Origin of the sequence: Acidovorax sp. Root275 (assembly GCF_001428965.1) — a bacterium.
GTDB lineage: Bacteria > Pseudomonadota > Gammaproteobacteria > Burkholderiales > Burkholderiaceae_C > Acidovorax > Acidovorax radicis.
The window spans coordinates 631,802-653,298 of sequence record NZ_LMJH01000009.1; the positions used below are offsets into that span (position 1 = coordinate 631,802).

Annotated in this window: 19 protein-coding genes; 9 read left to right on the plus strand and 10 right to left on the minus strand. The window is 66.0% G+C overall.

The genetic code is table 11. The annotated features are described in order from the left end of the window. Positions 1 to 130 precede the first annotated feature (130 nt). Positions 131 to 754 (plus strand): TetR/AcrR family transcriptional regulator, encoded by a 624-nt coding sequence (locus ASE52_RS17950; RefSeq protein WP_082606924.1) that lies wholly within the window; start codon positions 131 to 133, stop codon positions 752 to 754. Between the two features lie 89 nt (positions 755 to 843). Here ASE52_RS17950 and ASE52_RS17955 read toward each other — a convergent pair whose 3' ends face one another. From ASE52_RS17955 to ASE52_RS17975, 5 genes are all read right to left on the minus strand, one after another. Beyond that, entirely contained in the window at positions 844 to 1,782 is a 939-nt protein-coding gene (locus tag ASE52_RS17955) for a fasciclin domain-containing protein (RefSeq protein WP_010465293.1), read from the minus strand. A 58-nt stretch (positions 1,783 to 1,840) separates the two neighbouring features. Beyond that, positions 1,841 to 2,296 carry a fasciclin domain-containing protein gene (locus tag ASE52_RS17960; RefSeq protein WP_029414222.1) on the minus strand — a complete coding sequence of 152 codons (456 nt, stop codon included), beginning with the start codon at positions 2,294 to 2,296 and terminating at the stop codon, positions 1,841 to 1,843. Between the two features lie 175 nt (positions 2,297 to 2,471). Then, positions 2,472 to 2,894, minus strand: coding sequence for a universal stress protein (locus ASE52_RS17965; RefSeq protein ID WP_010465296.1), 423 nt, complete (start codon positions 2,892 to 2,894; stop codon positions 2,472 to 2,474). Between the two features lie 112 nt (positions 2,895 to 3,006). After that, a complete protein-coding gene (locus tag ASE52_RS17970; RefSeq protein ID WP_057228022.1) occupies positions 3,007 to 3,852 on the minus strand; it encodes a metallophosphoesterase in 846 nt (281 codons plus the stop codon). Positions 3,853 to 3,886: 34 nt separating this feature from the next. Then, positions 3,887 to 4,846 (minus strand): LysR family transcriptional regulator, encoded by a 960-nt coding sequence (locus ASE52_RS17975; protein WP_057228024.1) that lies wholly within the window; start codon positions 4,844 to 4,846, stop codon positions 3,887 to 3,889. A 126-nt stretch (positions 4,847 to 4,972) separates the two neighbouring features. On the opposite strand from ASE52_RS17975, the gene ASE52_RS17980 reads away from it, so the two are divergent. Next, entirely contained in the window at positions 4,973 to 5,413 is a 441-nt protein-coding gene (locus tag ASE52_RS17980) for a hypothetical protein (RefSeq protein WP_057228026.1), read from the plus strand. A 264-nt stretch (positions 5,414 to 5,677) separates the two neighbouring features. On the opposite strand, the gene ASE52_RS17985 is transcribed toward ASE52_RS17980, so the two are convergent. The 5 genes from ASE52_RS17985 to norR form a co-directional block, all read right to left on the minus strand. Further along, positions 5,678 to 7,549, minus strand: coding sequence for a phosphoenolpyruvate carboxykinase (GTP) (locus ASE52_RS17985; RefSeq protein WP_057228028.1), 1,872 nt, complete (start codon positions 7,547 to 7,549; stop codon positions 5,678 to 5,680). A gap of 301 nt (positions 7,550 to 7,850) precedes the next feature. After that, on the minus strand, positions 7,851 to 8,561 hold the full coding sequence (gene queC, locus ASE52_RS17990) for a 7-cyano-7-deazaguanine synthase QueC (protein ID WP_057228030.1): 711 nt from the start codon (positions 8,559 to 8,561) through the stop codon (positions 7,851 to 7,853). Positions 8,562 to 8,643: 82 nt separating this feature from the next. Next, the gene (locus ASE52_RS26060) at positions 8,644 to 8,790 is read right to left on the minus strand and encodes a hypothetical protein (RefSeq protein WP_010465307.1); all 147 of its coding nucleotides are present in this window, start codon (positions 8,788 to 8,790) and stop codon (positions 8,644 to 8,646) included. Between the two features lie 76 nt (positions 8,791 to 8,866). Next, positions 8,867 to 10,066, minus strand: coding sequence for a threonine ammonia-lyase (locus tag ASE52_RS17995; protein ID WP_057228033.1), 1,200 nt, complete (start codon positions 10,064 to 10,066; stop codon positions 8,867 to 8,869). A 114-nt stretch (positions 10,067 to 10,180) separates the two neighbouring features. Then, positions 10,181 to 11,746, minus strand: a complete 1,566-nt coding sequence (norR, locus tag ASE52_RS18000) for a nitric oxide reductase transcriptional regulator NorR (protein WP_057228034.1) — start codon at positions 11,744 to 11,746, stop codon at positions 10,181 to 10,183. Between the two features lie 238 nt (positions 11,747 to 11,984). On the opposite strand from norR, the gene ASE52_RS18005 reads away from it, so the two are divergent. From ASE52_RS18005 to yjjJ, 7 genes are all read left to right on the plus strand, one after another. Continuing rightward, a complete protein-coding gene (locus tag ASE52_RS18005) occupies positions 11,985 to 14,270 on the plus strand; it encodes a nitric-oxide reductase large subunit (protein WP_057228036.1) in 2,286 nt (761 codons plus the stop codon). Positions 14,271 to 14,342: 72 nt separating this feature from the next. Beyond that, entirely contained in the window at positions 14,343 to 14,771 is a 429-nt protein-coding gene (locus ASE52_RS18010) for a hemerythrin domain-containing protein (RefSeq protein ID WP_057228037.1), read from the plus strand. A gap of 298 nt (positions 14,772 to 15,069) precedes the next feature. Beyond that, positions 15,070 to 17,088 (plus strand): ribonucleoside triphosphate reductase, encoded by a 2,019-nt coding sequence (locus ASE52_RS18015; protein WP_057228039.1) that lies wholly within the window; start codon positions 15,070 to 15,072, stop codon positions 17,086 to 17,088. A 260-nt stretch (positions 17,089 to 17,348) separates the two neighbouring features. Further along, entirely contained in the window at positions 17,349 to 17,561 is a 213-nt protein-coding gene (nrdD, locus tag ASE52_RS18020; RefSeq protein WP_057228041.1) for an anaerobic ribonucleoside-triphosphate reductase, read from the plus strand. Next, positions 17,536 to 18,240, plus strand: a complete 705-nt coding sequence (locus ASE52_RS18025) for an anaerobic ribonucleoside-triphosphate reductase activating protein (protein ID WP_140426264.1) — start codon at positions 17,536 to 17,538, stop codon at positions 18,238 to 18,240. Before nrdD ends, ASE52_RS18025 begins: the two co-directional genes overlap by 26 nt. 166 nt (positions 18,241 to 18,406) lie before the next feature. Further along, the gene (gene ipdC / locus ASE52_RS18030) at positions 18,407 to 20,056 is read left to right on the plus strand and encodes an indolepyruvate/phenylpyruvate decarboxylase (RefSeq protein WP_057228046.1); all 1,650 of its coding nucleotides are present in this window, start codon (positions 18,407 to 18,409) and stop codon (positions 20,054 to 20,056) included. A gap of 85 nt (positions 20,057 to 20,141) precedes the next feature. Then, positions 20,142 to 21,494, plus strand: a complete 1,353-nt coding sequence (gene yjjJ / locus ASE52_RS18035) for a type II toxin-antitoxin system HipA family toxin YjjJ (RefSeq protein ID WP_057228048.1) — start codon at positions 20,142 to 20,144, stop codon at positions 21,492 to 21,494. Positions 21,495 to 21,497: the final 3 nt, after the last annotated feature.

Consider the following 21,497-nt stretch of genomic DNA (forward strand, 5'->3'; position numbering starts at 1 on the left):
ATCGTGCCCCCGAAAAGACCATGAACAGGTTCTTCGCTTGCAAAGCGGCGGCACGATTCATGCTGGGAAAACGTGAACGACGTAGTTGCATTGCAACTTAGTCATTTATTTTTTTACTGCAATGTATAAAATGCAAGCCATGCAAACGCCGCAACCCAAAGTTTCGTTCAAAGAGCAGATGCACCAGGCGCGCGAGGATGCCATCCTCCAGTCCACCTGCCAGCTCCTGGGCGAAAAGGCTTTCGATGCCATGACCATGGACGACGTGGCCAACGCCGTGGGCATTGCCAAGGCCAGCCTGTACAAGCACTTTTGCAGCAAGGAAGAGCTGTGCAGCGCCGCCATGGTGCAGATTCTGGGTCGCGTGCAGGCCTACCTCGCGGATCTGCCCGCTGAAATGCCCCCGCTCGAAAAGCTCCATGCACTGGTGCGCTGGTCGCTGGAGCGCCTGCTGAGCAATGAGATGCCGCTGCTGCCCAGCCGCAACTCGACTTTGCGCGCGGTGCTGATGGCCAACAAGGACTATCTCAACGGCCTGGTGACGGTGAGCGACCAGATCGGTGAGTGGATCACCCAGGCCCAGGCCCAGGGCGTGATCAGCCCGACTCTGCCGCCGCTGGTGGTGCTCTATACGCTGTATGCGCGCGCCTGTGACCCGGTGGTGAGCTTTCTCAAGGAAGGTGGCCAGTATTCTGACGCGGAGATCGTGGATCTGGTGGTGCGCACCTGTTTTGACGGGTTGGCGGCGCGGTAGTCGCACCTCCCTCCTTGCGTTTCGCACGCATCTAAAAAAAGAAAGCCCGGCATGCCGGGCTTTCTTGCGTGCGGTTCACCCCACCGGGCTTATTTGGGCAGGATCACCTTGTCCACGGCGTGAACCACACCGTTGCTGGTGAACACATCGGCCATGGTGATGTTGCTGGTGCGCATGTTCTGGTCGGTGATCACGAGGCTCGCGTTCACCGTGAAGGTCTGCCCCTGAACCGTGGCGATGGCGGTGTTGACGGGCACCTCGGCCTTGAGCACGCGCGCGGGCACCACGTGGTAGGTGAGCACCTTGGTCAGCAGGGCGGTATCGGCCAGCAGCGCTGCCTTGGTCACCCCCAACTCGGCCAGCAGCGCTGCAAACGCGGCGTTGGTGGGCGCAAACACCGTGAACGGGCCAGCGCCCTGCAAGGTGCCTGCCAAGCCTGCAGCCACCACCGCTTCCACCAGGATGCTGAAGTCCGGCAGCGCTGATGCAGTGGCGACGATGTCCTTGTTGGCTGGCAGCAGCACCCGGTCCACCAGATGCACCACGCCGTTGCTGGCCTGGATGTCGGTGGCCGTGATGGTGGTGACGCGGTTGCGGCCATCGGTGATCTTGAGCCCATTGGCCGATTCGATCTTGAAGAAACCACCTGCGACGGGCGTGATCGCCTTGCCCAGGGGGACGTCCGCACGCGCGACCTTGCTGCCGAGCACGTGGTAGGTCAGCACCGCCGTCAGCAGGGGCTTGTCGGCCAGCAGGGCCTCCTTGGTCACGCCCAGCTCGCTGAGCAACGCTGCAAAGGCTGCATTGGTCGGGGCGAAAACCGTAAGCATGCCTGTGCTCAAGGTGGGCGCCAGACCTGCAGCCACCACAGCTTCCACGAGGATGCTGAGGTCGGGGTTGTTCTGGGCGACTTCGACGATATTGCGCTGGGGCTCGTCGTCGCCGCCGCCACAGGCCTGCAGCAGGGTGGTGCCGGCGCCCAGGGCTGCGGCCAACAAAACGGTACGGCGGTTGAATGCGGTGTGCATGGTGGCTTCTCCTCGCTATGGGATGGTGGGTGGGTGAAAAGAGCGTTGTTCCGCTGGATTACTTGGGCATCAGTACGGTGTCGATGGCGTGGATCACGCCATTGCTCGCAGCCACGTCGGTCGCGATGACCTTGGACTGGTCCACCATCACACCCATGCCGGTGGTGACGGTGATCTCCTGGCCCTGCACGGTCTTGACTTTTCCGGCCTTGACGTCCTTGGCCATCACCTTGCCGGGCACCACGTGGTAGGTCAGGACCTTGGTCAGTGCGGCCTTGTCGGCCAGCAGGCCGTCCAGGGTGGCCTTGGGAATCTTGGCGAAAGCCTCGTCAGTGGGCGCGAACACGGTGAACGGGCCGGGGCCCTTGAGGGTGTCCACCAGGCCTGCCGCCTGCACGGCCGCCACCAGGGTCTTGAAGTTGCCCGCCTTCACGGCGGTATCCACGATGTCCTGGGCCATCACGTTGAAAGCGGCTCCTGCAGTCAGGGCCAATGCAATCAGGGTTTTTTTCATGGGTCGGTTCCTCGGTTTCGATGGAAATGACACGCCAGGATGGGCGCAGCGGGAATGTATAACCAATTGGTTCCAAAGTAAACCAATTGGTTATTATGAAAACCAATTGGTATTGTCCGGGCAAAAAAAAGCCCTGCCTGAGCAGGGCTGGGGCCTTCGGGCCGGGGTGTCCGGGTTAGCGAACGATCAGCAGGGGGACCTTGCAGTGGGCAAGCACCTGGGTGGTTACAGAGCCCATGACCAGGGTTGCCAGGGCGCCATGGCCATGGGAGCCCATCACCAGCAGGTCGAACTTGCCACTGTCTGCCACCTTGGCGATGTTTTCGCCCACGCTGCCGATCTTGACGCTGCGCTTGGCTTCCACGCCATGGCGCGCGAGGAATTTGCACACGGGGGCGAGGATTTTCTCCGCCTCTTCAGCGTGGTAGCTGTCCACCACTTCCTTGCCCAGAGCGGCGCGTGCGCGTGTTGGCAGGGGAGCCTGCACGGTGAGCGCGGTGTACTGGTGATTGCCACCGAGCAACTCTTCGTGGGTGGCCAGATAGGCCAGCATTTTTTTGGTGTAAGCGCTGCCATCGACAGCAAGCAGGATGTTCATGAGGTTCTCCGAGAAGGTATGGGCCAGACTACCGTGCGCGGACTTCTGTTGTCTTGACCTGGGTCATGCTTTTTTCTTCTGCGCTGCGGGGCGGCAGAGCCCCGTGTCCTGATCATACGGTGATGCAGCATTGCGGCTGGAAAGCCGCCTGCTCTCCCTTGCGCGCATACCCCAGGGGATTGGCCACCACACGGCACTGCCAGGGGCTGCCATCGGCACGCAGGCCCTGCGCCCTGTAGTCGCTCGGCGCGTGAAGGTGGCCGTGCAGCCACAGCTGCGCGTGGGGCAGTAAACCATCCAGGGCATTGCAGAACCCCGCCGTACCGGGCACCAGCCCGTAGCGTGGATCGGCGCTGCGCAGGCTGGGCGCAAAGTGGGTGACAGCCACCGTGGGCCCTTCAAAGGGTGCCGCAAGTGCTTCAGCCAGCCATTGCTGGCAGACCAGTGCGTGGTCGCGCATGGCTTCGGCCAGAAAAGGCGCTGCATGGCGGGTGCCACCCGTCTTGCGCAGGTAGAAATTGGCCGCGCGAAAGGCTTTGTCGCGCAGTTTCAGCCGCCTGCCAAGGTCGGTGCTTCCCTCGTGGTCCGCGAGGGCGTCGAAATCGCTCCAGAGCGTGGTTCCGATGAAACGGACCCCCTGAAGCTCGACGGTTTCGCGCTCCAGCCAGATGATTCCCAGGCGATCGCAGGTGCTGCGAAGTCGATGGTGGGCCGCATCGAAATCCTGCGCATCGTATTCGTGGTTGCCAGGGACAAAAAGCACGGGGGTGGGCCAGCCAGCTCCCTGGGGCAACGGCGAAAACCGGGCCAGGCCAAAGTCCTCGTCGCCCAGTTGCGAGCCTTCCTGGTAGGAGCCCACATCGCCGGCAAGCACCAGCACATCGGCGCCGGGCGCCGGTTCGGGGATGAAGTGGGGGTGCGCCTCAAGGTGCAGGTCGGACAAAAGCTGGATGTTCATGCTGGGCGCAGTCTACGGGTTCCGCCTCTCCGCCTCACTGTTCGGGGAAAGTCCGGCGCGCCGAGCGCGCCAGGGCTTGCAGCAGCCAGGTCATCGCGGCCTGCTGCGGGCCACGGCGGCGCCAGAGTGCGTCCACGTGGACCGCCGGCACGTCCAGCGGCAGGGCCCGCTGCACCAGGGCATCGGCGATCCCGGTGACGGGCACAAAGTGGCGGGGCAGCACCGTCAACAGGTCCGAGCCCGACACCACGCGCCCGGCGGTGAAGAACTGGTTGACCGTGATCACCACCTTGCGCTCGCGACCCAGGGACGCCAGGGCCTCGTCGATGAAACCAAAGGGGCGCCCCGAGAAGCTCACGAGCATGTGGCGCGCAGCGCAATAGGTGTCCAGGGTCAGGGGCGCGTCGGCCAGAGGGTGGCCTTGCCGCATCACGCACACGTACTCGCCGTCGTACAGGCGGCGGCTCTCAAAAGCCACGGCCCCCCCCGATTGCGCGCGGGCGGTCAGGTCGGCCAGCACGGCGGGGAAGTAGCCCACCGCCATGTCCGCCGCCTCCTCGTCCAGCAGGCGGCGGGGGTCGCGCGTGGTCAGGGGTAGTACGCGGATAGACACGCCGGGCGCCTCGCGCTCGATGATTTCGACCAGGGCCGGAACCAGGGTGGCTGCCGTGGCATCGGCCATGGCCAGCACAAAGGTGGATTCGGCCGTAGCAGGTTCAAAGTGTCCGGGCGCCAGGGATTCCTGCAGGTGGGCCAGCGCCTCGCGCACAGGGGGCCACAGGGCCAGCGCGCGCGGAGTGGGCTCCACGCCCTGGCCGCTGCGCACCACCAGCTCATCTCCCAGCACATCGCGCAGGCGCCGCATCGCGTTGCTCACGGCGGGCTGGGTGATGGACAGCTTGTGCGCTGCGCGTGTGAGGCTGCGCTCGGCCATGACCTCGTCGAAAACACGCAGCAGGTTCAAGTCCAAAGAGCGGAAGTTCAAGGGAGTCATGGTCAATTCATCACCGATATGAATATCAATGATTCAAAATATAAACTTGAACATGCAAAGGGTAAACCCTAATATCACCCCATCGCCCGGCAATCTCGCCACAAGCGTTAGAAAAGGGAAACCGAAATGACCAGCTTTGCACACGTTGAGTACCCCACCGAACACCCCGGCGTTGTCCGCGCCGAAAACGCCGCCGCCGCCCTCAAGCGCGTAGCCGCCAATTTTGACGGTGCCCGTGGCGCCGCCACCCTTCTGCTGGCGGCCGTCGTTTCGGCATTGCTGGTGGTGGCCAACCAGGTCATCGACACTTGGAGCGAAGGCCATCTGCTGGCGGCCTGGATGGCGCTGTGGCTGGTAGCCTTTGCGGCCCTGGCTCTGCTGACCGCCCCCGCCCGCCGCGCCGGTGCCGCACTGCGTGTGGGTGCCCACACCTGGGCTGAAAGCCGCCGCCGCGCTGCGGAAGACGAACGCACCTGGCAAGTGGCCGTGAAGGACCCCCGCATCATGGCCGAACTGAACCATGCCATGGGCATTGCCACCGTGCAAGACATCCGCAAGTACTACTGAGATGGCGACGCACGGTCTGCCGTGCAGTGACCCTGATTCTTGAAGCCGTGGCGAGTGTTCGCCACGGCTTTTTTCATTGCCAGGCCGTCATGGGGCGGAAAATGAGGCCCCCGGGGGCATGTGCCACGCGGCGCAGGGGCGTAAGGGCTGTTCTTCATGGCCACGCGGGGCGGACCACCCTGATCCAGTATTCGTCTCCATCAGCGCAAAAAAACCGCCCCTCTTTCAGAAGGGGCGGTTGTCAGGACTGAGAAGAACCGGGGGTCAGCTTGCCAGGCGCTTTTCCAGCGCAGCCTTGGTGTCGAGCAAAGCCGGCGGCAGGTGGTAGGCCAGCTGTTCGAAGTGGGCATCGTGCAGCTTGAACTCCTCCGTCCAGGCCGCCTTGTCGATGCTGGTGACGGCGTCGAACTTCTGGGCGTTGAAATCCAGGCCTGCCCAGTTGATCTCGGCGTACTGGGGTGCCACGCCGAACATCGTCTCCGTGCCCTGGGCCTGGCCTTCGATGCGGTCGATCATCCACTTGAGCACGCGCATGTTGTCGCCGTAGCCAGGCCAGACGAACTTGCCGGCTTCGTCCTTGCGGAACCAGTTCACGCAGAACACCTTGGGCAGCGGCTTGCCGGTGGCGGCGATCTTGCCTTCCATGTTGAGCCAGTGCTGGAAGTAGTCGCTCATGTTGTAGCCGCAGAAGGGCAGCATGGCGAACGGGTCGCGGCGCACCACGCCCTGGGCACCGAAGGCGGCGGCGGTGGTCTCCGAGCCCATGGTCGCGGCCATGTACACGCCTTCCGTCCAGGTGCGGGCTTCCGTCACCAGCGGCACGGTGGTCGAGCGGCGGCCGCCGAAGATGAACGCATCGATGGCCACGCCATTGGCGTCGTCCCACTGGGCATCGAGTGCCGGGTTGTTGGCGGCGGCCACCGTGAAGCGCGAGTTGGGGTGGGCTGCCTTGGCGCCGGTTTCCTTGGCGATCTGGGGCGTCCAGTCCTTGCCCTGCCAGTCGATCAGGTGGTCCGGCAGCTTGCCGGTGTCCTTTTCCATGCCTTCCCACCACACGTCACCGTCGTCGGTCAGGGCCACGTTGGTGAAGATCACGTCCTTGTCCAGGCTGCGCATGCAGTTGGGGTTGGTGTGCATGTTGGTGCCGGGGGCCACGCCAAAGTAGCCCGCCTCTGGGTTGATGGCGACCATCTTGCCATCGGCGTTGGGCTTGATCCAGGCGATATCGTCACCGATGGTGGTGACCTTCCAGCCCGCAAAACCAGCCTCGGGCGGCACCAGCATCGAGAAGTTGGTCTTGCCGCAGGCGCTGGGGAAGGCCGCTGCCACGTGGTACTTCTTGCCTTGGGGGTTGGTCACGCCCAGGATGAGCATGTGCTCGGCCAGCCAGCCCTGGTCGCGGCCCATGGTCGATGCGATGCGCAGGGCCAGGCACTTCTTGCCCAGCAGCGCGTTGCCGCCGTAGCCGGAGCCGTAGGACCAGATTTCGCGCGTTTCGGGGTAGTGCACGATGTACTTGACCTTGGGGTTGCAAGGCCAGCTGGTGGTGTCCTTCTCGCCGTCTGCCAGGGGGGCGCCCACGGTGTGCATGCAGGGCACGAACTCGCCTTCCACGCCCAGCACGTCGTACACGGCCTTGCCCATGCGGGTCATCAGGCGCTGGTTCACGGCCACGTACGCGCTGTCGGTCAGCTCCACGCCGATGTGGGCGATGTGGCTGCCCAGCGGGCCCATGCTGAAGGGCACCACATACATCGTGCGGCCCTTCATGCAGCCGTCGAACAGGGGCTGCAGCGTGGCCCGCATCTGTGCGGGCGCCATCCAGTTGTTGGTGGGGCCGGCGTCTTCCTTGGTGGCCGAGCAGATGTAGGTGCGGTCTTCCACACGGGCCACGTCCGATGGGTCGGACCAGGCCAGGAAGCTGCCGGGGCGCTTGGCGGGGTTCAGTTTCTTGAAAGTGCCAGCGTCCACCAGCTGCTGGCACAGGCGGTCGTACTCTTCCTTCGTGCCATCGCACCAATAGATGGTGTCAGGTTTGCACAGGGCGGCCATGTCGGCCACCCAGGCAAGCAGCCGGGCATTTTTGACGTACGACGGGGCGTTGAGATTCAGGCCCTGCATGGTGGGTGCGTTCATCGGGGAGCTTCCTAAGTTGAAAAAACGTCTTTTCAAAGGAAGCGGACCCCATGGATCGCGGCAAGGCCTGGCGCAAGTGCGGATGCTGAGCGCTGCCTTTGAAAAAACGGCTTTCGTGCTCAGTCGGCGGGCGGGAGCGTGAATCAACCCCACGGGTGGAGGCTAGTTCCACGGATTCCGCGGGTCGGCTGGGATGTCAATTTTATGAATCTGCCGCCCGCTTGTCTGTCAGACACAAGCTAAAATTATGCAAAAAAAACATGGGGTTATGCACGATGGTGCTTTGCCCCGTGCAACGGCGTCAAGTGGCGGCCGAAGCGCCCTTCCAGCGTTCGTAGCCTGCCTTGCGCAGCTCGCAGGCCGGGCAGGTGCCGCAGCCATAACCCCAGGCGTGTGGGGTGTCGCGCACGCCGTGGTAACAGGTGTGGGAGTCGTTCACGATCAGATCGACCAGCGCTGGCCCACCGAGTGACCGGGCCAGTTCCCAGGTTTCGGCCTTGTCCAGCCACATGAGCGGTGTGTCGAACGTGAAACGCTGCCCCATGCCCAGCGACACGGCCACCTGCAAGGCCTTGAGCGTGTCGTCGCGGCAGTCGGGATAGCCCGAAAAATCGGTTTCGCACATGCCGCCCACCAGCGTGTGCAGGCCACGCCGGTAGCCCACGGCAGCCGCCAACTGGAAGAACAGCAGGTTGCGCCCGGGCACAAAGGTGTTGGGCAGGCCGGCGGCGGTCATCTGGATTTCGGTATCGCTGGTCAACGCCGTGTCGCTGATGTGGCCCAGCACGGCCAGATCGATCATGTGGTCCTCGCCCAGCTTTGCTGCCCAGTGCGGGAACTGCGTGCGCAGCGCCGACAGCACCGTCTGGCGCGCCTCCAGCTCCACATGGTGGCGCTGGCCGTAGTCAAAACCGATGGTTTCCACGTGGGCAAAGTTTTCCAGCGCCCAGGCCAGGCAGGTCGTGGAATCCTGGCCGCCGGAAAAAAGAACGAGTGCGTGTCCGGGTCTCATGGGAATTCTCCAGGTCAAACGGTGGTGCGGGACGAAAAAAAGCCCCGCGCTGCGGGGCTGGTGGTGGCGCGGGCCGGTGTGATCAGGCCATCGTCACGGCAATGAAGGCCAGCAGGAACATCATGATGCCACCCACCACGGGCAGCACCACGGGTACCAGATGAACGACATTTTCCACGGCGTCGTTCGATGGCGTTGCAGGGGTGTGCGAGGTGTTGTGGTCGGACATGGTGGGCTCCAGATGCTTAAAACTTGCGCAATTCTAGCCGCGCCAGCCTGAGTCGGGCACAAAACCTGGTGATAGGTCAGATCAGAACGGCCTCCATGCCCGCCGAGCGCAGCTGGCCCAGCACTTCATCCACATGCGCCTTGCCCCGGGTTTGCAGCACCAGTTCGATCTCCACGTTCTGCGCGGCCAGCATCGTGAAAGCGCGCTGGTGGTGCACCTCCTCGATGTTGGCGCCCGCATCGGCCACGGTGGCGGTGATGCGCGCCAGCACGCCCGGCACGTCGCGCGCGCTCACGGTGATGCGTGCCAGCCGGCCTGAGCGCACCATGCCGCGCTCGATGATCGCCGCCAGCAGCAGCGGGTCGATGTTGCCGCCGCACAGCACCAGCCCCACGCGCTTGCCCTTGAAGCGTTCGGGGTAGCGCACCAGCGCCGCCAGGCCTGCGGCGCCCGCGCCTTCGACCAGGGTTTTTTCAATCTCCAGCAGCATCAGCACCGCTTGCTCAATGTCGCCTTCATCCACCAGCACCAGGTCGTCCACCAGGCGCTTGACGATCTCCTGCGTGATCTTGCCCGGCGTGCCCACGGCAATGCCCTCCGCGATGGTGGATGTGCCCTGCGGGTGGCTCGTTCCTTTGACGGCGTTCACCATGGCGGGGAACCGCGTGGTCTGCACGCCCATGATCTCGATACCGGGCTTGAGGGCCTTGGCCGCCGTGGCCACGCCCGAGATCAGCCCGCCGCCGCCCACGGCGATCACCAGGGTGTCCAGGTCGGGCACGGCCTGCAGCATCTCCAGGCCCAGCGTGCCCTGGCCGGCGGCCACGCCCTCGTCGTCGTAGGGGTGCACAAAGGTCAGCCCCTGCGCATCGGCCAGCGCGTAGGCATGGGCGCGGGCTTCTTCCAGCGTGTCGCCATGCAGCACGACCTCGGCGCCAAAGCCGCGCGTGCGTTCCACCTTCACGCCGGGCGTGAACCGCGGCATCACGATCACGGCACGCAGGCCCAGCCGCTGCGCGTGGTACGCCACGCCCTGCGCGTGGTTGCCCGCGCTCATGGCCACCACGCCGCGTGCGCGCTCTGCGTCGGTCAGCAGCGTGAGCCGGTTGCAGGCACCACGTTCCTTGAACGACGCGGTGAACTGCAGGTTCTCGAACTTGAGAAACACCTGCGCGCCCACGATTTGCGAAAGCGTTTTGGATTCAACGCACGGAGTGTCCAGCACATGGCCTTGTAGGCGGGTGGCGGCGTCGCGGATGTCTTGGAGGGTCAGCATGGGCCGATTGTGGCGCAGCGGCGTTCGCAGTGGCCCGTTGATGTGTGATTTGGCATCAAATCAGCCTCTGGCGCTTATCTGGAAAGCGCTAGCAGCTATTGTTTTTGAAGCTGCTTACTTGATCCCCAGCCTGCGCGCCAGCTTGTGCAGGTTGCTCGCGTCCACCTCCAGCGCACGCGCGGCCTGGGCCCAGTTGCCCTGGTGGCGGGCCAGGGCCTGCGTGACGGCGAGCCGCTGGCAGGCATCCACGGCGTCGCGCAGCGGGCCCTCGGCGGTGGTGGGGGTGGGCGGCGTGGTGGCCACGGCGGGGGCGCCGGCGTCCAGGGGGGCGTGGGCCACGCTGGCAGCGTCGGCGTCCAGGTCGAGCAGTGCAGGCTCCAGCGTCACGATGTCGGCGCGGTTCACGCCCCGGCTCAGGGCCTTGAGGGCGGCGCGGCTGACCACATGCTCCAGCTCGCGAATGTTGCCCGGCCAGGGGTAGCGGCGCAGTGCGTCCTGTGCGCTGGCCGACAAGCGCAGGCTGCGCAGGCCCAGGCGGGCACGGTTCAGTTCCAGAAAGCGGCCTGCCAGCAGCAGCACATCGTTGCCCCGTTCGCGCAGCGGCGGGATGGGCACGGGGTACACCGACAGCCGGTGGTACAGGTCGGCGCGGAACGCGCCATCGCGCACCTGCTCGCGCAGGTTGCGGTTGGTGGCGGCGATCACGCGCACGTCCACGCGGCGCGGGCGGTCGGCGCCCAGGCGCTGGATCTCGCCGTTCTGCAGCGTGCGCAGCAGCTTGGCCTGCACGGCCAGCGGCAGCTCGCCCACCTCGTCGAGGAACAGCGTGCCGCCCTCGGCCGCCTCGAAGCGCCCCGGCCGGTCGGCCACCGCGCCGGAGAACGCGCCGCGCACGTGGCCGAAGAGCTCGCTCTCGGCCAGTGACTCGGGCAGCGCCGCGCAGTTCACGTGCACCAGGGGCTTGGTGCGGCGCGTGGACTGGCGGTGCAGCAGGCGCGCGAACAGCTCCTTGCCCACGCCGGTCTCACCCAGCAGCAACACGGGCAGGTCCGAGCCCGCCACCACCTCCAGCTCGTGCAGCAGGCGCAGCAGGGGCTCGCTCTGGCCGACGATCTCCATGTCGCCATCGCCCGCGCGGGTGGTGCGCTCGTCGTCGGCGCTGCGGGTGTGGGGGGCGCTGCGCAGCGCCTGCACCTCGCGCTCCAGCCGCGAGATGCGCACGGCCGCCTCCACCAGCACCTTGCAGTCGGCCAGCGCAGCACGTGCGGCCTCGCCAAAGGTGCCGGTCTGCAGTGCGTCGAGCGTCAGCACACCCCAGGGCTGGCCGTCCACCCACAGGCTCACGCCCATGCAGTCGTGCACGGGCAGGGGCTCGCCCACCAGGGTGTCGAGCAGGCCGTCGTAGGGGTCGGGCAGGGTGCTGTCGTGGTCAAAGCAGGTCACCTCACGCCGCGCCAGGATGGCCGCGAGCCGGGGGTGCTGGCTGACCACAAAGCGCCGGCCCAGCGCCTCCCGCACCAGGCCTTCCACGGCCACGGGGCGCAGGTGGTCTTCCTCCAGCTGCAGCAGCGCCACGGCGCCGGAATGAAAGCGCGTGCGCAGGTGGTCCACCAGCCGCTGCAGGCGCACGGCCTGGGGCAGATCGGTGGCCAGGTCGGCCAGCAGGGGGCGGTGGTCCATGGTGATATTTACCTTTAATGGGTGAATTAGACCCTATATGTGGATGGTAAAAAAGACCACGACTGGTGTAAGTGGTTGATTTGATGGGCCAGAAGCTCTGGCCCAGCGCTTGCAATGTGGGCAGTGACACCGATTCACTCGTTCCGAAAAGCCATGACCACAAGACCCCGACCCCATGCCGCCAGCGCACGCTGGCGCCGCCCCTTCGTTGTTGTTCTGTTGAAGCAGGAGGCCCGCCATGGGTAACTACCGCAAGCTCTGGTTCACGCTGATCGGCGTGCTCATCGTCACCTTCAGCCTGCTGGGCTACTACGGTGCCGAGGTCTACCGCACCGCGCCGCCCATCCCCGCGAAGATCGCCACGGCAGGGGGTGAAGTGCTTTTCACCCACGACAGCATCCTCGACGGCCAGACCGCCTGGCAGTCGGTGGGGGGCATGCAGCTGGGCTCCATCTGGGGCCACGGCGCCTACCAGGCACCCGACTGGACGGCCGACTGGCTGCACCGCGAGCTGCTCAACTGGCTTGACGTCGCCGCCGAGCGTGCGCACGGCAAGCCCTTTGCCGAGCTCGACGCCGCCGCCCAGGCCGTGCTGCGCGACCGCATGAAGACCGAGTACCGCACCAACACCTACAGCCCCGAGACGGGTGTGGCCACGGTGTCCTCGGTGCGGGCCGACGCGATCGCGATGACCGCGCTGTACTACGACCAGCTTTTCAGCGACGTGCCCGCGCTGCACAAGACCCGCGAGCACTTCGCCATGAAGGAGAACACCCTGCCCAGCGCCGAGCGGCGCGCGCAGATGACGGGTTTCTTCTTCTGGACGGCCTGGGCCGCCGCCACCGAGCGCCCCGGCACCACGGCCACCTACACCAACAACTGGCCGCACGAGCCACTCATAGGCAACAAGCCCACGGCCGAGAACATGGTCTGGTCGGTGATGAGCGTGGTCGTGATGATGGCGGGCGTGGGCTTCCTCGTGTGGGGCTGGTCCTTCCTGCGCAAGCACGACGAGGTGGAACCCACGCCACCCCAGCACGACCCACTCTCGCGCGTGCCGCTCACGCCGTCGCAGCGCGGGCTGGGCAAGTATTTGTTCCTCATCGTGGCGCTGTTCAGCTTCCAGGTGCTGCTGGGCGGCTTCACGGCCCACTACACGGTGGAAGGCCAGCAGTTCTACGGCATCAACGTGTCGCAGTGGTTCCCGTATTCGCTGGTGCGCACCTGGCACATCCAGAGCGCGCTGTTCTGGATCGCTACGGGCTTCCTGGCTGCCGGCCTGTTCCTCGCGCCGCTCATCAACGGCGGCAAGGATCCGGCTTACCAGAAGCTGGGCGTGGACATCCTGTTCTGGGCGCTGGTCGTGGTGGTCGTGGGCTCGTTCACGGGCAACTACCTGGCCATCGCGCAGATCATGCCGCCCGAGTGGAACTTCTGGCTGGGCCACCAGGGCTATGAATACGTGGACCTGGGCCGCCTGTGGCAGATCGGCAAGTTCACCGGCATCGCCTTCTGGCTGGTGCTCATGCTGCGCGGCATCGTGCCGGCGCTGCGCACCCCCGGCGGCGACAAGAACCTGCTGGCGCTGCTGACGGCGTCGGTGGTGGCCATCGGCCTCTTCTACGGCGCGGGCTTCTTCTACGGCGAACGCACCCACCTGTCGGTGATGGAGTACTGGCGCTGGTGGGTGGTGCACCTGTGGGTGGAGGGCTTCTTCGAAGTCTTCGCCACCACGGCGCTGGCCTTCATCTTCTCGACGCTGGGGCTCGTGTCGGTGCGCATGGCCACTACGGCCAGCCTGGCCTCGGCCTCGCTGTTCATGCTGGGTGGTGTGCCCGGCACCTTCCACCACCTGTACTTTGCAGGCACCACCACCCCGGTGATGGCGGTGGGCGCAGCCTTCAGCGCGCTCGAAGTGGTGCCGCTGGTCGTGCTGGGCCACGAGGCCTGGGAACACTGGCGCCTGCAGCACCGCACGCCCTGGATGGCCCGCCTGCGCTGGCCGCTGATGTGCTTCGTGGCCGTGGCCTTCTGGAACATGCTGGGCGCGGGTGTCTTCGGCTTCATGATCAACCCGCCCATCTCGCTGTACTACGTGCAGGGCCTGAACACCACGCCAGTGCATGCCCACGCCGCGCTGTTTGGGGTGTATGGCTTCCTGGCGCTGGGCTTCACGCTGCTGGTGCTGCGCTACATCCGGCCGCAGCTGGTGTTCAGCGAGCGGCTCATGAAGACGGGCTTCTGGTGGCTCAACGCCGGCCTGGTGCTGATGATCGCCACCAGCCTGTTCCCCATTGCCCTGTTCCAGTTCCATGCCAGCGTGAGCGAAGGCCTGTGGTACGCCCGGGGCGAAGAGTTCATGCAACAGCCCTTCATCCAGACGCTGCGCTGGGTGCGCACCTTCGGCGACGTGGTCTTCATCGTTGGCGCGCTGGCCATGGCCTGGCAGGTGGTGAGCGGTGTGTTCGGTTCGCGCGCCCCGGCAGCCACCGCAGGGGTTTACCTGGCGGAGTCCCGCCGCTGATCCGCGCCGCGCGCTGCCGCCACCACCCTCGGTGGCAGCGCAGGCCCTTCATTCATCCCACAAGGAGTGAGCATGAACCTCGACAAATTCAAGCACCAGCACACCGACATCCTGCGCAGCATCGCCACCTTGCGCGCCCTGGCCCACGCAGGCGTGGAGGCCAACGCCACGGCCATCGCCCAGGGCATTGTGGCGATGAGCGGCACCATCAAGCTGCACCTGGCCGTGGAAGACCAGGTGCTCTACCCCGCGCTGCAGCGCGGCGGCAATGTGGAACTGGCGCGCTTGGGCCGCCAGTACCAGAGCGAGATGGCCTCGATTGCCAGCGCCTACGACGCCTTCGCGCGCCGCTGGAACACGGCCGAGAACGTGCGCCGCGATGCGCAGGGCTTTCGGGACGAGGCCAATGTGGTGCTGCGCCGGGTGTTCGAGCGCATGCAGCGCGAAGACCATGACTTCTATCCCCGCATCGAGGAGGAAGAAACCGCCGCCTGCCATTGAGCGCCAACGAGAGCGCAGCCCGGCCGCAGCGGTGTGGCCCCCACGGCCCACAACCCCCCAAAGAAAAACAACCCACCCTTTTCTTACGCACCCCTGGTGCGCCAGCGTGCCATCACACGCACCCCCATCCATCGGTAGGGCCTGACGGCACCTCCCTTTCGCCGGCCTTTGTGCCGGCATTTTTTTTACCCCTGCTTACCGCCTCGATTGTGTTGGATCAAACTACCTATAGTGTTCGATGGGTATCGTGGACACCATAGGTAGTGTTTTTAATCCGTTCCATAGATTGGTCGAACCCATGGCGCCCACCCTTGTCACCTTGCCCCGCGATGTTGTGTTGCGCAGTGGCCAGCGTGTTCCTTTTGACGCCGAACGCATCCGCGCAGCGCTGGCCAGTGCGGGCCAGGCCTCGGGCGAATATGGCGCCGAAGAAGCGGCGCTGCTCACCGCGCAGGTCACCAAGGTGCTGATCCACCGCTTCCAGGGCGAAGCCCCCACGGTGGAGCAAATCCAGGACGTGGCCGAGCAGACGCTGATCGCCGCCAACCACCTGGCCACGGCGCGCGCCTACATCGTCTACCGCGAGCAGCACGCCACGCTGCGCGCGGACAGGCAGACGCTGGTCGATGTGGAAAGCTCCATCAACGAATACCTCACGCGTGCCGACTGGCGCGTGAACGCCAACGCCAACCAGGGCTATTCGTTGGGCGGGCTGATCCTGAACGTGGCGGGCAAGGTCACGGCCAACTACTGGCTGTCGCACGTCTACACGCCGGAGATCGGCGAGGCGCACAGGAGCGGCGACCTGCACATCCACGACCTCGACATGCTCAGCGGCTATTGCGCGGGCTGGTCGCTGCGCACGCTGCTGCACGAGGGGCTCAACGGCGTGCCGGGCAAGGTGGAGGCGGGGCCGCCCAAACACATGAGTTCCGCCGTGGGGCAGATCGTGAACTTCCTGGGCACGCTGCAGAACGAGTGGGCGGGCGCGCAGGCGTTCTCGTCGTTCGACACCTACATGGCACCCTTCGTGCGCATCGATGCCATGGATTACGCCGCTGTGCGCCAGTGCATCCAGGAGCTGGTCTACAACCTCAACGTGCCCTCGCGCTGGGGCACGCAAACACCGTTCACCAACCTCACCTTCGACTGGACATGCCCTGACGATCTGCGCGAGCAAGTGCCGGTGATCGGCGGCGTGGAGATGACGTTTAGCTATGGCGAGCTGCAGGCCGAGATGGACCTGATCAACCGCGCCTACATCGACGTGATGACCACGGGCGACGCCAAGGGCCGGGTCTTCACCTTCCCCATCCCCACGTACAACATCACCAAAGATTTTCCGTGGCAGAGCGAGAACGCGCAGCTGCTGTTCGACATGACAGCCAAGTACGGTCTGCCGTACTTCCAGAACTTCATCAACTCCGAGCTGGAGCCCAACATGGTGCGCTCCATGTGCTGCCGCCTGCAGCTCGATTTGCGTGAGCTCTTGAAGCGCGGCAACGGCCTGTTCGGCAGCGCCGAGCAGACGGGCAGCCTGGGCGTGGTCACCATCAACTGCGCGCGGCTGGGCTACCTGCATGCGGGCGATGAAGCGGGGCTGCTCGTCGCGCTCGACCGCCTGATGGAGCTGGGCAAACAAAGCCTGGAGACCAAGCGCAAGCTCATCCAGCGCCTCATGGACCAGGGCTTGTTCCCCTACACCAAGCGCTACCTGGGCACCTTGCGCAACCACTTCAGCACGCTGGGTGTGAATGGCATCAACGAGATGGTGCGCAACTTCACGGCGGACCAGCACGACATCACCAGCGAGTGGGGCCACGCGTTTGCCGTGCGCCTGCTCGACCACGTGCGCGAGCGCATGACCGCCTTCCAGGAAGAAACCGGCCACCTCTACAACCTGGAGGCCACACCCGCCGAGGGCACCACCTACCGCTTCGCGAAGGAAGACAAAAAGCGCTGGCCCGCCATCCTGCAGGCCGGCACGGAGCAGCAGCCCTACTACACCAACTCCTCGCAGCTGCCCGTGGGCTTCACCGACGACCCGTTCGAGGCCCTGATGCGGCAGGAGGCGCTGCAATCCAAATACACCGGCGGCACCGTGCTGCATCTGTACATGGGCGAGCGTTTGTCCAGCGGTGCGGCCTGCCGCGATCTGGTGCGGCGCGCGCTGACGCGCTTTCGCCTGCCCTACATCACCGTCACGCCCACGTTCTCGATCTGCCCCACCCACGGCTACCTGGCGGGCGAGCACCCGTTCTGCCCGCGCTGCGACGAAGAGCGGCTGGACGCCAAGCGGCGGCGTCTGGCCGCCTAGTGTGGTGTTGCACGCTATCCGGCACTTAAAACAGCGTCTTTTCGGCCAGGGCTGCGTTGCAAATCCTCGCGATACCTACGGGTATCGCTGTGGTTTGCGCCTTGCCCTGACCAAAAATCCATCGGTTTTAAATGTGCCGTCAAGCATGCAACACCACACTGGATTTTGAACAAAAAGTGGCCCTGGCGCTTGATAGTCAAGCGCAAGTAGCTATCAAAACAGAAGCAAACCATTTCAACCACCCTCGAAAGGACCCCGGCATGAGCCATTTCTCCGCCACCGAACACACCGCCATCTCCAGCGCCGCCGCCGTGCAGCTCACCGACGACGAGCGCCAGCCCTGCGAGGTCTGGACCCGCGTCATGGGCTACCACCGCCCCGTGGCCAGCTTCAACACCGGCAAACAGGGCGAGCATGCCGAACGCCGCTTCTTCGCCGAAACGCACCGTGGCTCCAGCTGCAACGGCTGCTGAGCCCGGTGCCGCCGCCCTGCGCCTGGGCGGCCTCACGCCGCTGACCACCATCGATTTCCCCGGCCGCCTCGCGGCCGTTTTCTATTGCCAGGGTTGCCCCTGGCGCTGCGGGTATTGCCACAACCCCGGGCTGCTCGACGCCGCCGCGCCCCCGGCGTTGCCGTGGGACCAGGCGCTGCAGTTTTTGCACAGCCGCCGGGGCCTGCTCGACGGCGTGGTGTTTTCGGGCGGCGAGCCGACGCTGCAGGCCGCGCTGCCCGCTGCGGTGGTTGCCGTGCGCGCACTGGGCTTGCAGACCGCGCTGCACACCGGCGGCATGTACCCCGGGCGGCTGGCGGCACTGCTGCCGCGCCTTGACTGGGTGGGGCTGGACATCAAGGCCCTGCCGCAGCGCTACGACGCCATCACCGCCACCCCCGGCAGCGGCGCGCGCGCCTGGGCCGCGCTGGACGCCATGCTGGCCCATGGCATCGACCACGAATGCCGCACCACCTGGCACGCGGGCCTGTTTGGTGTGGACGAATTGCTGGAACTGGCCCAGGCCCTGGCCGCGCGCGGGGTGCGGCATTGGGCGCTGCAGGAATGCCGCGTGCTCGGCGCCCCGGCCTGGGCGCTGGCGCCCACACACCAGCAGCAACTGGCCGCGCTGTTTTCCGGATTCACCTTGCGCCGGGTGTGAGCGCCGGTCGCAGATTTTCTGCGTTGCAAAGCCCTGCACGGAATGAACCTGCAAATACGGCCGCTGTTGCACACGCTTTGATGCGCGTCAGAGGTGGTTTGCGCGGCCCGCGCGGATCATTCGCGCCACCGCCGCACACCGGCACCACCTTGTCAGGAAATCCTCCATGAACCCCCTCGGCCTCCAGCTGCTGCAGGCGCTCAAAACCCACGGCGCGCGCGAGATCTTCGGCATCCCCGGTGATTTCATCCTGCCCTTCTTCGCGCAGATCGAGGAAAGCGGCATCCTGCCGCTGGTCACACTCAGCCACGAACCCTCGCTGGGTTTTGCCGCCGATGCCGCCGCGCGCATGCACTGCGGGCTGGGCGTGGTGGCTGTCACCTACGGCGCGGGCGCGCTCAACGTGGTCAACGCGGTGGCGGGGGCCTATGCCGAGCGCTCGCCGCTGGTGGTGCTGGCCGGCTGCCCCGGCGAGGTCGAGGCTCATTCCGGCCTGGTGCTGCACCACCAGGTGCGCCATGTCGATTCGCAGTGGCGCATCTTCCGCGAGATCACCTGCGACCAGGTGCGCCTGTCCGACCCCGCCACCGCGCCAGCCGACCTTGCCCGCGTGCTGCGCAGCTGCCGCGAATACTCGCAGCCCGTGCTCATCGAGGTGCCGCGCGACATGACGCTGCACCCCATGGCCGAGGTGCCGGTGCTGCCCCCCAGCCCGTTCAACGCAGCCGCCGTGGCCGAATGCGCCGACGAATGGATGGCCCGCCTCCAGGCGGCCCGGCGCCCCGTGCTGGTGGTGGACGTGGAGGTGCGCCGCTTTGGCCTGGAAGCCCGCGTGGCCGAACTCGCGCGCCGCCTTCAGCTGCCCGTGCTCACCACCTTCATGGGCCGGGGCCTGCTGGCCGAGGACGCGGGGCATGCCGGCGTGCCCTTCCACGGCACCTACCTGGGCGTGGCGGGCGCACCGGAGACCAGCGCGCTGCTGGACGACTCCGACCTGCCCGTGATGCTGGGCGCCATCCTGTCGGACAGCAACTTCGGCGTGAGCGCCCAGCGCATGGACTTCCGCCGCGCGCTGATCGCCGCGCACCGCGAGGCGCGCGTGGGCCACCACCTGTACCCGGACATCCCCCTGGCCGCGCTGGTGGAGGCGTTGCTGGCCCGTGCCCCGGCAGCGGGCGTAGCGACGGCACGCGCGCTGCCACCCCCGCCCCTCTGCCCCGAAGGCCTGGTGGCCGACGATGCGCCCGTGTGTGCGGCCGACCTCTCCCGCGCGCTCAACGACCGCATCCGCACGCACGGCCCCATGAACATCGTCTCGGACATCGGCGACTGCCTGTTCGCCGCCATGGAGCTGCTGCCCACGCCGCTGGTGGCGCCGGGCTACTACGCGTCCATGGGGTTTGGGGTGCCGGCCGGCATTGGCGCCCAGGTGGCCACGGGCCAGCGCAGCCTGATCCTGGTGGGCGACGGCGCCTTCCAGATGACGGGTTGGGAGCTGGGCAATTGCCCGCGCCTGGGGCTGGACCCCATCGCCATCGTGCTCAACAACCAGACCTGGGAGATGATCCGCGCGTTCCAGACCACGTCGCGCTGCGCCGCGCTCGGCGACTGGCACCTGGCCGATGCCGCCGACGCGCTGGGCGGGCGCGGCCACCGGGTGCACACGCGCGCCCAGTTCAAGGCGGCGCTCGATGCCGCGTTTGCCGAACGCGGGCGCTTCCAGCTCATTGAATTGATGGTGCCCCCGGGTGACAGCACGCCCACGCTGCGGCGTTTTTCTGACGGCATCCGGGCCCTGCGGGCACGGGTTTCCTAGTCATTGCGAGGAGCAAAAATATCTATTCATAAATGTGCTTTTTAATAGGGGTTTTTGTCATTTTTATCTATTCATATAATCATGCATGAATCGCCCGACGCCCCACGCTGAAAACCTTTTGGCCGTCTTGCGCCGCCATGGCGGCGTGGCAACGAGTGCTGCCCTGGTGGCCGACCTGGGCGTCAGCCAGCCCACGGTGTCGCGCGCCCTCATGCCGCTGGTACGCACGGGCCAGGTCCGCAAGGTGGGCGCGGCGCGATCCCAGCGCTATCTGCTGCCGCGCTCGGTGGCGGGCGTGGGCGACGACATCCCCATCATGCGGGTGAATACCGCCGGGGTCCCCGCCCCCTTTGGCCGCATGGTGCCCCTGCCGGGTGGTGCGTTCTGGGTGGACGAAGAAGACGGTGTGAGCGAGCGCCACGACAGCCTGCCCTGGTTTCTGGCCGACATGCGGCCCCAGGGCTTCATGGGCCGCAACTTTGCGCAGCTGCACCCGGATCTGCAGTTGCCTGTGGATCCGCGCCACTGGTCCGACGACGATGTGCTGCGCGCCCTGGCGCTGCGCGGCGAGGACCTGCCAGGCAACCTGCTCGTGGGCAATGCGTCGCTGGAGCGATTTCACACCCTGGGCCAACGCCTGGTGCGCGCCACCTCGGCGGACGACTATCCCCAGCTCGCCCGCAGCGCGCTGCAAGGGCAGCTACCGGGCTCTTCGGCCGGCGGTGAGCAGCCCAAGTTCTGCTGCGTCACGCAGGGGCGCAGCGTGATCGTGAAATTCTCCAGCAGCGGGGACAGCCCGGCCGACCAGCGCACGCGCGACCTGCTGCTGTGCGAACACCTGGCCCTCAAGGTGCTGGGCCAGGCCGGCCTGCCCGCCGCAAACACGGCGGTCTTTGTGCGCGAGGGCCGGGTCTTTCTTGAATCCGAACGTTTTGACCGGTGCTCCCCGTGGGTGGGCAGGCTGCATGGTCCGCCGCCCGGACGCATCGGCATGGTGTCGCTGATGGTCTACGACGCACAGTACGTGGGCGAGATGGACCACTGGGCCGCCACTGCACTGCGCATGCAGGCACGCGGCCTGCTGACCCCTGAGGATGCGCGTGCCTTGCGCCTGCTCGAGGCCTACGGCGTGCTGATTGGCAATACCGACCGGCACTACGGCAACATCTCCCTGGTGCTGGTCGAGGACGACTGGCGCCTGTCACCCGCCTACGACGTGCTGCCCATGTTGTACATGCCCATCGCGGGCGAGCTGGTGCCACAGGATCTGGCCCTGGAGAAAAAAGTGCCCACGGCTGCCACGCTCGATGTGTGGCCCGAGGCCCAGGCGCTGGCACTGGCGTTCTGGCGTGAAGTGTCCCTGGACGGGCGGATTTCGGAAGGCTTCAGGAACATCGCGCGCGCGCATGCCCACACCCTGCAGGCTCCGCGCGGGTAAGGC